Source organism: Streptomyces sp. NPDC005281, from assembly GCF_040607495.1.
GTDB lineage: Bacteria > Actinomycetota > Actinomycetes > Streptomycetales > Streptomycetaceae > Streptomyces.
This window is the reverse complement of the sequence record NZ_JBEXGX010000072.1, coordinates 1-11,304: the sequence shown is the minus strand read 5'-3', so window position 1 is coordinate 11,304 and position 11,304 is coordinate 1. Positions and strand designations below refer to the sequence as shown.

The 11,304-nt window shown below is 68.5% G+C and carries 10 protein-coding genes and 1 pseudogene; 6 read left to right on the top strand and 5 right to left on the bottom strand.

Annotated elements, in window-relative coordinates; genetic code table 11:
- Positions 1 to 88 precede the first annotated feature (88 nt).
- The 3 genes from ABZV42_RS41540 to ABZV42_RS41530 are packed head-to-tail and all read left to right on the top strand — an operon-like array spanning position 89 to position 1,418.
- On the top strand, positions 89 to 709 hold the full coding sequence (locus ABZV42_RS41540; protein ID WP_356057429.1) for a hypothetical protein: 621 nt from the start codon (positions 89 to 91) through the stop codon (positions 707 to 709).
- Positions 706 to 1,164 carry a TIGR03618 family F420-dependent PPOX class oxidoreductase gene (locus ABZV42_RS41535; RefSeq protein ID WP_355991402.1) on the top strand — a complete coding sequence of 153 codons (459 nt, stop codon included), beginning with the start codon at positions 706 to 708 and terminating at the stop codon, positions 1,162 to 1,164. The genes ABZV42_RS41540 and ABZV42_RS41535 overlap by 4 nt, the downstream gene beginning before the upstream one ends.
- Before the next feature lie 23 nt (positions 1,165 to 1,187).
- Positions 1,188 to 1,418 (top strand): hypothetical protein, encoded by a 231-nt coding sequence (locus tag ABZV42_RS41530; RefSeq protein ID WP_356057427.1) that lies wholly within the window; start codon positions 1,188 to 1,190, stop codon positions 1,416 to 1,418.
- Positions 1,419 to 1,431: 13 nt separating this feature from the next.
- On the opposite strand, the pseudogene ABZV42_RS41525 reads toward ABZV42_RS41530, so the two are convergent.
- A pseudogene (locus ABZV42_RS41525) lies at positions 1,432 to 1,572 on the bottom strand (UDP-N-acetylglucosamine--N-acetylmuramyl-(pentapeptide) pyrophosphoryl-undecaprenol N-acetylglucosamine transferase); the annotation flags it as partial.
- A 186-nt stretch (positions 1,573 to 1,758) separates the two neighbouring features.
- Between ABZV42_RS41525 and ABZV42_RS41520 the strand changes: the two are divergent.
- Positions 1,759 to 2,442 (top strand): IS5 family transposase, encoded by a 684-nt coding sequence (locus ABZV42_RS41520; RefSeq protein ID WP_356057431.1) that lies wholly within the window; start codon positions 1,759 to 1,761, stop codon positions 2,440 to 2,442.
- A gap of 226 nt (positions 2,443 to 2,668) precedes the next feature.
- Here ABZV42_RS41520 and ABZV42_RS41515 read toward each other — a convergent pair whose 3' ends face one another.
- Together ABZV42_RS41515 and ABZV42_RS41510 are read right to left on the bottom strand one after the other, a co-directional pair.
- Positions 2,669 to 3,715 carry a zinc-binding dehydrogenase gene (locus ABZV42_RS41515; RefSeq protein WP_356057425.1) on the bottom strand — a complete coding sequence of 349 codons (1,047 nt, stop codon included), beginning with the start codon at positions 3,713 to 3,715 and terminating at the stop codon, positions 2,669 to 2,671.
- A 163-nt stretch (positions 3,716 to 3,878) separates the two neighbouring features.
- On the bottom strand, positions 3,879 to 7,100 hold the full coding sequence (locus tag ABZV42_RS41510; RefSeq protein ID WP_356057423.1) for a cytochrome P450: 3,222 nt from the start codon (positions 7,098 to 7,100) through the stop codon (positions 3,879 to 3,881).
- A 132-nt stretch (positions 7,101 to 7,232) separates the two neighbouring features.
- On the opposite strand from ABZV42_RS41510, the gene ABZV42_RS41505 reads away from it, so the two are divergent.
- A complete protein-coding gene (locus ABZV42_RS41505) occupies positions 7,233 to 7,889 on the top strand; it encodes a TetR family transcriptional regulator (protein ID WP_356057421.1) in 657 nt (218 codons plus the stop codon).
- A gap of 68 nt (positions 7,890 to 7,957) precedes the next feature.
- Here ABZV42_RS41505 and ABZV42_RS41500 read toward each other — a convergent pair whose 3' ends face one another.
- Positions 7,958 to 8,305: a TetR-like C-terminal domain-containing protein gene (locus tag ABZV42_RS41500; RefSeq protein WP_356057419.1), complete on the bottom strand. Its 348-nt coding sequence runs from the start codon at positions 8,303 to 8,305 to the stop codon at positions 7,958 to 7,960.
- Positions 8,306 to 8,730: 425 nt separating this feature from the next.
- Here ABZV42_RS41500 and ABZV42_RS41495 point away from each other — a divergent pair, with 425 nt between their 5' ends.
- Positions 8,731 to 9,675, top strand: a complete 945-nt coding sequence (locus ABZV42_RS41495) for a diacylglycerol kinase family protein (protein ID WP_356057417.1) — start codon at positions 8,731 to 8,733, stop codon at positions 9,673 to 9,675.
- A gap of 86 nt (positions 9,676 to 9,761) precedes the next feature.
- Here ABZV42_RS41495 and ABZV42_RS41490 read toward each other — a convergent pair whose 3' ends face one another.
- Entirely contained in the window at positions 9,762 to 9,986 is a 225-nt protein-coding gene (locus ABZV42_RS41490; protein ID WP_356057433.1) for a hypothetical protein, read from the bottom strand.
- Between the last annotated feature and the right edge of the window lie 1,318 nt (positions 9,987 to 11,304).

Below are 11,304 nucleotides of genomic sequence, written 5' to 3'. Positions count from 1 at the left end.
GCGCAGCGCGATGAAACAGGAACCCACCCGAAGCCGCGCCCGACAACAGCGCGGCAGGCGGGAATCGCCCTCCTTTAGGTGGGCGAGGATGTCAATGTTCCTCGACGTCGACGGCCCGCTCAATCCGTACGCGGCCCAGAGGGAGCGTCGCCCCGCGGGGTACACCACGATCCGCGTGGCGCTGAGGCCCGGCCGGCCGCTCCGGGTCTGGCTCCACCCGGACCACGGCCGAGCCCTCCTCGCCCTCGGCTACGACCTGTGCTGGGCCACCTCCTGGATGGACGCGGCGAACCGCTGGATCGGCCCCGTGATCGGCCTGCCCGAACTCCCCTACGTCGATTTCACCGGCGCCCTCTTCACCGAGCGCCCCGACGGCGTCCACTGGAAGACGCAACGCATCGTCGCCTACGCCGAGGGCCGCCCATTCGCCCGGGCCGCGACGATGGACGAGGCGTACGAGGTGCTGCTGGAAAGCCCGCCAGTGCGGGCCGCTGCCCGTCGAGGTCGCCGAAGGCGTGCTGTGCATCCATGGTGCCGTCCCACAGCTTCCCCGACGCCTGGTTCGCCGGTGCGGACACAGCAGCCTCAGCCACGCCGGGGCGTCGGCAGCGGTGGAGGCCGGGGCACCTGGTGCCTGTTGCGAAAGTGGATGGTAGGCGCAAGAGGGCGTGGAATGCGGGGGAGATCACGGGAGTTGATCACGGCATGACTCAAGGACCAGCGCCTCGCTCCCTGTCAGACGAAGCCCTTTCCGCCGTACTCGCCGGGCAGCAGTTCGGGACCCTCGCCACTGTCAAGCAAAGTGGCCATCCACACCTGACCACCATGGTCTACAACTGGGACCCCGAGGCCCGCATCGTGCGGCTGTCCACCACGGCCGACCGCGTCAAGGTCAAACACCTGCAGCGCAACCCGCGCGCGGCACTGCATGTGCGGGGCGGTGACGTTTGGTCGTTCGCCGTCGCCGAGGGTGCGGCAGAGGCTTCCGAGATCACGACGGTTCCCGGCGACGCAGTCGGGCGGGAACTGCTCGCGATGATCCCGACGGCCGCGAAGCCGGAGGACGAAGACGCGTTCCTCGAGCAGCTGGTCGCCGACCGCAGAATCGTCATTCGGTTGAGGGTGGAGCGGCTCTACGGGACGGCCTTGGATATCAATGGCTAAGGGGCCTGCCGATCATCAAGGTGTTGCTTCCAGGGCGGGGGCTCGTGCAGTGGGCGGGCGGCGGCCTGGCGATGGACACCGCCGTCCTCGCAACGCTCCAAGCGGTCTGCGGCGAGAACAACGCCCACAGACTTGGCCTCTACCTCGGCGACCGCGACATCCCCGACCCGATGGGCCACAGGGATGAGGCCTTCAACGAGTGCGCCGTTCTGATCGAGGCAGGCACAGCGCTGCACATCGGCAGCCGCCCGTAGTCCCTGGCGCGATTCAGCCGGATGCGGCGGACAGGACGACGTCCACGAGCCGGTCCGCCGCATCCGGCCTCCCGTGCTCCCGTGACCGCGCTGCCATCGCCTCGCGCCGTGCGGGGTCGGTGAGTAGCGCCCCCACAGCATCCTTGCGTCGTTCGCGATCGACTACGCCGCCTCAGCGATCCTGGAGGCGGAATCCGCTTCATTGGAGGCTTTGCTGATCCGTGCAAAGGCCGAAGCCCTGGCCAGTAAATAGGCAGGATTTGTGCGCACCAGCAAGCACTGCGTGACTGAGGCTGACAGCGGACGGTTGGACATCGACGACCCGCAGGCCGCTGTGGTTATGGCTGGGGTGCCTGCTCGGAGCGCTCCACCTGGTGGAGATCCGCCCCGGCTTGGACGCCGAGCATGTCACCGACCAACTGGCCGCCCATGCTTCTGCGGCTGTTCGGCCTCCCCGCGCAGAAGCACAGGAGAACGCCACCTGGCCTCTGCCCGCCCTGCCGGGAGTCTGACCGGTCTAGGCCGGGTTTTGGAAGTTGGGTCGGTACTCGCTTCACGCTGTGATGATCGCGTTGTGGGGCGAGGAGATCTTTCTGACGAGCAGTGGGCCGCGTTGGAACCGTTGTTGCCGATCACGGCCCTCGGACGACCGATGGTGGGTCGACGGAGACTGATCGACGGAGTCCGCTGGCGGGTACGGACTGGAGCTCCGTGGCGAGACCTGCCGCGGGAGTACGGGCCGTGGCAGACGGTCTATGGATTCTTCCGGCGCTGGCAACGTGACGGGACCTGGTCGGCGTTATTGACGAGGTTGCAGACCCGTGCCGATGCGGCGGGGCTGATCATCTGGGAGGTCAACGTCGACTCCACGATCTGCCGGGCCCATCAGCACGCGGCGGGCGCCCGCCGCGACGGCAATGCTCAAAACGAGTCGCCGGGAGGGGCACGCACGGAACCTCACGACCATGGTCTGGGTCGATTTCGTGGCGGTTGGACCACCAAAATCCATCTTGCATGCGAGTAGGGACAACGCGGTTCCTGTGGCCCTCCGCCCTGCTGGAGGCGGGTTTGGGCCGGAGTTGTCATTGGCGGTGCTCCCTGCTCCGGCCCTCAGCCCCGCCGACCTGACCCGCGGAGTCGGCGCGTGCCAGGCCGGCGGATAGCCGTAAAGCCGTGTGCGCCGGTGCTCCCTCAAGCACCGGCGCACACTCACCCCTGCCCGAGGTGGCTTGATGTCCTACTGACAGGTGTCAGGGGACGAGGATGAGGCGGATCGGGTCGCCGATCTTGTTCGCCAGCCGGTTGACGGCGCCGGCAGCGTCGGCGAGCGGGATGTGGTCGGTGATAGAGGGAGCCAGATCGAGGCGGCCAGCTGCGGTCAGTTGCACCAGCTCGGAGACGGACTCGGGGAAGCCGCCGTAGTGGCCGCGCACCTGCTTGCTCAGGTAGTTGAAGGTCAGGCCCTCGCTGATGGTGAGCGGGTGCGGCGTGATGCCCACCAGGATCAGGGAGCCGTTCAGGCCGAGCACGGAGGCGGCCTGCTCGCGGACGGCGGGCACGCCGGCGCAGTCGAAGGCGAAGTCCAGGCCCCGTCCGCCGGTGGCCGCGTGGACCTGGTCGGCGAAGTCGGGGGTGGCCGGGTCCAGGGCCAGGTCCGCGCCGAAGGCCAGGGCGCGCTTGCGGGCGCTGGGCAGCGGGTCTACGGCGATGATCGGCGCGGCGCCGACCAGGCGGGCGAGGCGTACGTTGTGCGCGCCCACTCCGCCTACGCCCCACACGCCGACGGACTGGGCGGGACGGACGCCTGCGGTGGCGACGACGGCGGCGTAGGGGGTGGAGACCGCGTCGGGAATGATCGCGGCCTGGTCGAAGGGGAGGCTGTCGGGGATCGGGATGAGGGTGTCCTCGCGGGCGACGGTGTACTGGGCCCACCCGCCGTCGTAGTCGATGCCAGCGGTGAGCATCTGGGTGCACGGGCGGCGGCGCACGCAGCTGGCGCACCGGCCGCAGGTCTTGCCGGCCTCCAGGGTGACGCGGGTGCCGACGGTCAGGCCGCGCTTGAGGTCGGCGCCGAGGGTGTGGATCACACCGGAGACCTCGTGGCCGACGGTGACCGCATCAGAGGTGGCGAACAGCGGGACGAGCGAGCCGTCTATCAGGTGGACGTCCGAGAGGCAGACGCCAGCGGCCTTCACCGCGATCAGGACCTCTCCAGGGCCCGGCACGGGGACGGGGATCTCCTCCACCGCGAACTTCTTGCTGTCCAGGTGGAAGCGTCCAGCGAGCATGGTGTCCATGAAGATCTGCCTTCTGTGAGCGGCACCGCCCTTCGGTTTCGGGCCGGCGGTGCCGTGTGGTGTCTGGCGGGCTTGTGGTGGCCGGGAGGCGTACGGCCGGCAGCGCGGTGTGCCGCACGCCTCCCGGCATCCGGGGTGGCACACGCCTTCCGGCGTGCACCAGTCAGGCGAAGACGTCCTGCTGGTAGCGCCCGTCGGCCTCCATCTGGGCGAGCCACTCCTGGGCGCCCTCGTCGTCGCTGCCGGTGTGCTCGCGGTAGATCGCGGCGAGCGCCTCGCGCACGGCGGGTGCCATGCGGCGGCCGTCACCGCAGACGTAGATGTACGCGCCGTCCTGAAGCGCCTGCCACACCGTCTCGGAGGCGCCTGCGAGGGCGTTCTGCACGAACCGGTCCGGGTGACCGGCCACAGCGGAGAAGGCGGTGTGGACCCGGGCGATGCCGGACAGCTCCCACATCTCCATCTCGTCGCGGTAGAAGTAGTCGTGCTCCGGGTGGCGGCAGCCGATGAAGACCTGGGACAGGCCCACCTGCGTGCCGTTCTCGTGCTGGCGGGCGCGCTCCTCCAAAAAGCCGCGCAGCGGTGCGATGCCGGTGCCGGGCCCGATCAGGATCAGTGGCGTGGCGGGGTCGGCGGGCGGGGCGAAGGCCGGGGAGGGCACGCGCACGTAGCCATAGACGACGTCTCCGGGCTGAAGGCCCGCGATGTAGGAGGAGCAGGTGCCGCGGTACCGGCCGTCGCCGGACAGGGCGGGTCCTTCCAGCAGGCCGACGGTCAGGCGCACATGGCGGGGGTTGGCCAGCGGGGAGGAGGAGATGGAGTAGAAGCGGGGCCGGATCGGGCCCGTCATCTCCAGGAACAACGCCAGCGGCAGCTCGACGCCGGGGAAGCGCTCCAGGAGGGTGAGCACCGAGACCCGCTTGCCGAGGATCTCCTTCTGGTAGCGTTCCTCGGCCTCCTCGGTGTCGGCTGTGTACGCCTCCAGCTGCGGCCTGGTCCACGGACACGGGGCGTGCTCGGCGAGGGTCTGGACCTGGGAGCGAGTGGCGACGTCCTGCAGTTCCAGGAACTCGGTGAGCAGCAGACCCGTGGTGACGGGCGTGCCGACCGGCAGGTGGGTGCGGCCGCCTGCGGGCTGGTCGAGCCGGAGCACCTGGTCGCGGTCGACGCCGAGCCGTGCGAGGGCGCGGTCGACCAGCGCCGGCTCGTTCTTGGCGAAGACGGCCAGGTGGTTGCCGGTGTCGTAGGTGACACCCTCCGGCAACTCGATGGTGATGGACTTCGCGGAGGGGCGCGGCGGCTCGATGCTGAAGTCCCACAGTCCGGTCGCGTCGGCCACGAGCTCCTCGTTGGCCAGCACCGTGAGGGGGTAAGCCTGCTCGGAGACTATGGCGGGACGCACGTCCGCCTCGGTGAGCAGCTGAACCTGGTAGCGCGGGCCGCTCGCCTGGGAGGTGTCGGCGGCATACTCCTCGGCCAGGGTGGCCCACAGGGTGTCCGTCCAGCGGGTTGCCATGCCGTCGAAATCACCGGCGGCATCCGCGATGCCGCGCTCGACCACGGGGGTGGCGCCGGCGGCCAGCAGGCCTTCCTCGATCCGCTTGGGGAAGGCCTGGTAGGTGGCCACCCACTGGGTGTTGCCGGCGCCCAGCAGCGCGAACCGCACGTTCGACAGTGAGCCCTCGGGAAGTCCGGCGGCGAGCAGGTCGTCGAAGCGCTGGGCGTTGTCGGGTGCCTTGCCGTTGTAGCTGGCGGCGACGACGGCGAGCAGTCCTTCGGTTGGCAGGTTGTCGCCGAGGTCGTCCAGGCTCATCAGGGTGGTGCCGAAGCCGGAGCGCTCGCCGCGGTCGGCGACGGTGCGCGCCAGGTCCTCGCATGAGCCCAGGCTGGAGCCGAAGGCGACGGTCAGGTTCACCCCGACGCCGCGGAGCGAGGTCTGCGCCTGCGTGTCGTCCGTCTGCAGGTCCGCGGTGCCGAAGACGGTTCGCTGGTGCTCCTGACGACGGTGGACGACCAGCTGGAAGTCGCCGGGCTTGCGGGTCAGCGCCTCGCGGACGTCCATCTGGTAGTCGCTGCTGTCGGAGAACTTCAGCTTCTGCAGCACCAACGCCAGGGCCAGGCGGGCCTCGGTGAGGGCGAACTGCCGGCCGATGCAGGCGCGTACGCCGTTGCCGAACGGCTTGTAGGCGTGCGGGTGCTGGTTGGCGCGGTTCTCCGGCAGCCACCGGTCGATGTCGAACTCGTGCGGTCGCTCCCATGCCTTGGGATGGGAGTGCAGCGCGCCCATGAGGATGTTGGCCCTGGTCCCCTTCTTCAGCTGGTACCGGCCGCCGATGACGGTGTCCTCGATCGGCGCCTTGGCGATCAGCGGGATGGGAGCCCACAGGCGCAGGGTCTCCTCCAGGATCCGCGGGATGACGTCCAGCTGCATGATGGTGTTGTAGTCCGGGACCGTGTCGCCCGGCAGCAGGCGGTCCACCTCGGCGTAGGCCTGGGCCAGCACGTGAGGGTTGCGCATCAGCGAGTACGTGGCGAACGACAGCAGGCCGCTGGTGGTCTCGTGACCGGCGATCAGGAAGGTCACCACCTGGTCGCGGACGTTGTCATCGTCCAGCAGCTTGCCGGTCTCCGGGTCGGTGGCCTCCAGCATCAGGCCGAGCAGGTCCTCCTCACCGGTGCCCTTCCCGTCGCGGCGCTCCTTGATCACGCTCTCGACCAGGTCGCGCATCAGCCGGATGTTCTCGTGGTACTTCTTGTCGTCGGCCTTACGGAGCTTGGTCATCATCGGCAGCGACTGGGAGCGCCGCATCGATTCGATCAGCGCCTCCAGCAGCGCGTTGAGGAAGGGGTGCAGCTCCTCTTTGCCGAAGGACTGGAAGCGGTAGCCGAACCCCGACAGGGCGATGGTGTCGAGGGTGAGCCGGGTGTAGTCGTCGGTGACGTTGACCGGCTGGCCCTCCCGGCTCTCCCACTTACCGACCAGGTTCTGGGCGATCTCCAGCATCTGCCCGAAGTAGGCTTTCATGGCCCGCTGGCTGAAGGCCGGCAGGAGGATCCGGTGCGCCATGGCCCATTCCTCCTCGTCCTGGTGGGCCGTGAACAGGCCCGCCCCCGTGAAGTCCCGGACATGACTCAGCGGCGTCTTCTCGATCTGCTTGAAGAACCGGGTCTCGTCGCAGATCTCGGCCACCAGGTCCGGGTCGTAGACGAAGACCTGCTCGATGCCGGCGATGTCCATGCCGTAGAGACCCTCGGGGAACCGCTTGGACAGCTCACCGAAGTACGCGACGGGGTTGGTATCGGGGATCTGCGGCGTGTGGCCCAGGAGGGGGACGCCCCGCGGGGACCGGATGGGGCGCAGGTCGGTCACGGGTTGCGTGGCCATGGCTTGCTCCTTCGTGCGGAGAGTGTCGGATGGGGCAAGGGCGCTGTGCATGCCGGGGAGGCCGCTGATGACAGCGGGATCCCCGATTTCCATACAGCGTACGGAACTGTCTTCAGTGGTACCATACGCCGTATGGAAACTCCAAAGAAGGCTCCCCGGGGGACGAGGAAGAGGGACGTACCGCTCACCAAGGACGGCATCTACGCCACGGCGTTGGAACTCATCGACGCCGACGGGGTCGAGGCGCTGACCATGCGTAAACTCGCTGCGGCGTTGGACGCGAACCCGATGTCGCTGTACCACCACGTGCCGAACAAGGACGCCGTGCTGCGCGGTGTGACCGAGCGCGTCGGCTCCCAGTTCCGCACGCCGGAGCGGGAGGATGCCTCCTGGCAGGACCGGCTACGTCAACTGGCTCTGGACTTCCGCGCCTTGGCACACCGTCACCCCAAGCTGATGGGGTACTCCTTCGGGCGCGCCGACTTCATCCAGCCGGACGACCCGTTCTGGCGTGGACTCACAGAGACACTCGCCGCCGCCGAACTGCCCGCGCCGGAAATCCCGCGCGTCGCCGCCACCCTGCGTGCCGTGTTTACGGGTCTGCTGGTCAGCGAACTGACCGGAGCGCTGCAGCGGTGGAGCACCTTCCCGCCGGCAGCGGTCGGCCCCGGCGGGGATGAGGCACCCGCACCCTCGAACAACGTGATCGACACGATGTTCAGCTGTGCGCTGGACGCCGCGATCGCGGGCGTGGAAGACCACCCCGCGCGAACCCGCGCGAAGGGATGACAGAGGAGAGGCCCCGCCGCGGCGCCCGCCGTCTCCCGCAGCGCTGCGGACGCCTCGTCGGCGAGCACCTACGCGTAGGGCTGCCACGCGGTCAGCGCGTGGTCCACGCTCCACACCACGAACTCCGCGTCCAACGCCTGGCCGAGCAGATAGCGCCGGAAGAACAGCGGCCCCATGATCCGTGTGAGAAGGAGCGAGGCGTGGTCGTCAGCACCGGGGCGCAGCTCGCCGCGCTCCACACCGGTCCTCAAAGCCGCACGGAGGTCCTCGACCGCGGCGCCGTAGATGCGCTGCCGCAACTCCCGCACCCGCGGATCCCGCTCGGCCTGATCGATCAGCGCGGCGGTGGCCGATACCGAGGGGTGGTTGAACCAGCCCAGGTGTTCTGCCAGTTGTCGCACCAGCTGGTCGCGCATGTTCCTTCGCCCACGCCGAGCATCGGTGTTCAGTCAGGCCAGCCAGCGCGTCCAGCAGCAGGTCTGCTGCTGCGGCCAGTGACAATGCACTCTGCTCAGGGCGGAGGCCGATACAGTCACGGGAGGTCTCATGCCGGGTGGCCTCCAGACGGACCAGCCGAGCCTGGAGCAGCCGCTCGCCCTGGCTCCGGGAGAAAGCTTGCTGGACCGCGTGATCCAGGGTGTGATCTTGAGGTGTTCCCGGACACGGCACACAGATCCGCCGAGCCATCGGCGTCCCGCGGCCACTGCCCCCGTGGGAAGGCCGAGCGGTCCTCCCCAGCCAGCGGAGGGAACCTATGTCTGCCAGCCTGGTCGCATGAGATTCAATCGGTCGGCAGTCGACCCGGGCGGCAAAAGCAGGTGCGGTGATGGCGGGAGCTGACGTGCGCACCCGGGTAGTGGTCGTGGCGAATCCACGCTCGGGCGGAGGCAAGACTGCCCGTTTCGGCCTGATCGACCAGGCTGAGAGTATGGGCGCACAGGTCTGGTCGACCAGTGCCGAGCATGATGCGACGTCGCTCGCCAGTCTCGCGGTCCAGGAAGGAGCTGAGGTACTGGGAGTCGCGGGCGGAGACGGAACGGTATCGGCCGTGGCCGCCGTGGCCGCCGCCGCGGATCGACCGTTGCTGGTGGTCCCGGCAGGCACGCGTAACCACTTCGCCCGGGATCTTGGCCTCGACATCCGCAACCCGGTGTCCTCACTGAGCGCGCTGATCGACGGCGTACCCACACGTGTGGATCTCGGCTCTATAGGCCCTCACGTCTTCATCAACAACGTCTCATTCGGCCTCTACGCCGACGCCCTGCTAGAACCCGGGTACCGGGAGGACAAGGCGCGTACCCTCGCTTCGGTCGCACCGGATTACCTCGCAGGAAGGCAATGCGTCGAGGCCGACGTGGACACCCCGCAGGGAACCGTCCGGCTCCCGCAGGTGGTGCTGGTCTCCAACAACCCGTACCACATTGCCACTCCGCGCAACCTGGGACGCCGCTTCACGCTCACCTCAGGACTGCTCGGCGGCATCGTGCTCAAACGCCCGACCGACCCGCCGCCGGACCTCCTCCGGCACCTTCGCGGTGAGCTGCGGCGGCAGCCCGATCCAGGCACGCCGGGTGATGCAGCCATCACCTGGACGGCGGCCAGCATCACGTTGCACGGCTGGGGGCGGCAACTGCACGCAGGAATCGACGGCGAATCCGTGACGCTGCCTCTTCCCGTCACCTGCGAGGCCAGGCCAGGTGGACTGCAACTGCTGCTGCCGAAAGACCGACCAGGAATCCCGCGGGAGCCGGTGCCCGGGCTCCCGAGACTACTGCGTGAACACTGAAGACATCGAACTCAGACACCTGTCCCATGACCGGGCGCCTCAGCCCCGCCTGCCGCTTCGCTTTGGTCTGCGTGAGGCGCTGGACACTAGCGTGAGGCGCCGTGCGGCCAGAGCACTGTGACGGGCACGCCGACCAGTTGCGCGTAGGAGACCACGTCGGCAGTGCCGCCGTAGCCCCGCGCTGGCTGCCAGGCGAGCACCGCGTAGATCTGTGTCTCGCCGGCCTCCGCCGAGCAGTGCCCTGATGATTGATGCTGGTGCTCGGGATCCGCCCCCAAAGCCCCGTCGGCCTGGCGGCACAGCTGACGCATCTGCCCGGTATAGGTGGGGCGCGTCGTGTCCGCCCCTGCCGCTCGGTGGGCAGCCGTGTCCGAATGAACTGTTCCAGTTCAGCAGGTTCTGACGACGCACCAGCTTCAACGGCACGCTCCCACCAGCGACGCGACGGCCCGGTCCTCCAGGGACCGGCCCGGAGCCGACGGCACTGTTGGATGCACCGCTGTCCGCTGGCCGACCCGGCCGCGGCTGGAGACGCTGACCTGGCAGGCACCGCCCGCTGCGACCGAGGCGGACGCGTCATGACGTCGGCCGGGCTGGTCCCTGCCCCTCGGCCGTGCTCTGACCCGATGGGTTCAAATCCGTCTGTCCGCTCCCATGCGGGAAGCGATGCGGTGCCAGCCCCGCCGAGAACACAGTGAACAACGAAACTTGAGCCTCATCGTTTCGGGCATTGCGCAGCGCCCGCTTGAAGCCGATGAACAACAGCAGCTGCCTGAGCAGCGCTGGGCCCACAAGTGCGACGAGGGCCAGACAGCCCACAAGCGGCGACCCGTCCAGTGCACGTAGGACAAACGACATGACGAGACCTCCTGGGACTGTGTCGGGATCCGACCCGGCGACTTGATCCAAGGGGACCGTGAGAATGCCGTCCACGGTCAATTCCCGGACACCCATGGTGAATTCCGGGACGTCCAGGAGCTCTTTCGCGGGCAGCGCGGACTCCGCTGGACAGTGCCACGACGCCCGGACACGATGGTGTTGGGCGAAGGCCACCCGGAGACCCTCGCGGGCTCGGAGATGCTAGGGATCATCGAGGAGCAGATCCGGACCGCGAAGAAGCGGACACCGGGTGAGCCCAAGACTTCACATCAGCCGAAGCGGTCATACCGAACGGGTTCCGGCGGCCATGGGGCAGGAAGCGACCGTGCCATCAAGTGCCAGGTCACTCCAGTTGGTTGGTTCTCCGTTTCCACATCTACCCAGCCGGAGGACGACCAGAGCACCATCGCACACAAGCCAGACGGGTTCGCCATCCTGCGCGCGGTCGCGCTGATGCCAGTCAGCACGTGGAGCTACCGGGGCGAGGAAACCATCCGGCACCTCGGTCCCATGGCGCAGGACTGGCACGGGTCGTTGGGCTTGGGCCCCGACGACCGCTCCATCCCTGATCTTGCGTGGGTATCCCCGGCTTCAGCCGGGGAGGGAAACGCATCCTCGTCCCGGAGGTGCGCAGCGCTGGAGTTCGCTCCGTCTTTGTTTTGACGGTCAGACAGGCCGCTTCTGGCCCTCGATGTACTGACGGATCACGGTCAGCGGTGCACCGCCGCAGGAGCTGGCGAAGTAGGAGCG

What these genes read in the sequence shown, in the direction of transcription:
- ABZV42_RS41500 (WP_356057419.1), bottom strand. Translation starts at nt 8,305, where the DNA reads ATGCGCGACCAGCTGGTGCGACAACTGGCAGAACACCTGGGCTGGTTC.
- ABZV42_RS41515 (WP_356057425.1), bottom strand. Translation starts at nt 3,715, where the DNA reads ATGGACACCATGCTCGCTGGACGCTTCCACCTGGACAGCAAGAAGTTC.
- ABZV42_RS41520 (WP_356057431.1), top strand. Translation starts at nt 1,759, where the DNA reads ATGGCTGGGGTGCCTGCTCGGAGCGCTCCACCTGGTGGAGATCCGCCC.
- ABZV42_RS41535 (WP_355991402.1), top strand. Translation starts at nt 706, where the DNA reads ATGACTCAAGGACCAGCGCCTCGCTCCCTGTCAGACGAAGCCCTTTCC.
- ABZV42_RS41510 (WP_356057423.1), bottom strand. Translation starts at nt 7,100, where the DNA reads ATGGCCACGCAACCCGTGACCGACCTGCGCCCCATCCGGTCCCCGCGG.
- ABZV42_RS41505 (WP_356057421.1), top strand. Translation starts at nt 7,233, where the DNA reads ATGGAAACTCCAAAGAAGGCTCCCCGGGGGACGAGGAAGAGGGACGTA.
- ABZV42_RS41540 (WP_356057429.1), top strand. Translation starts at nt 89, where the DNA reads ATGTCAATGTTCCTCGACGTCGACGGCCCGCTCAATCCGTACGCGGCC.
- ABZV42_RS41490 (WP_356057433.1), bottom strand. Translation starts at nt 9,986, where the DNA reads ATGCGTCAGCTGTGCCGCCAGGCCGACGGGGCTTTGGGGGCGGATCCC.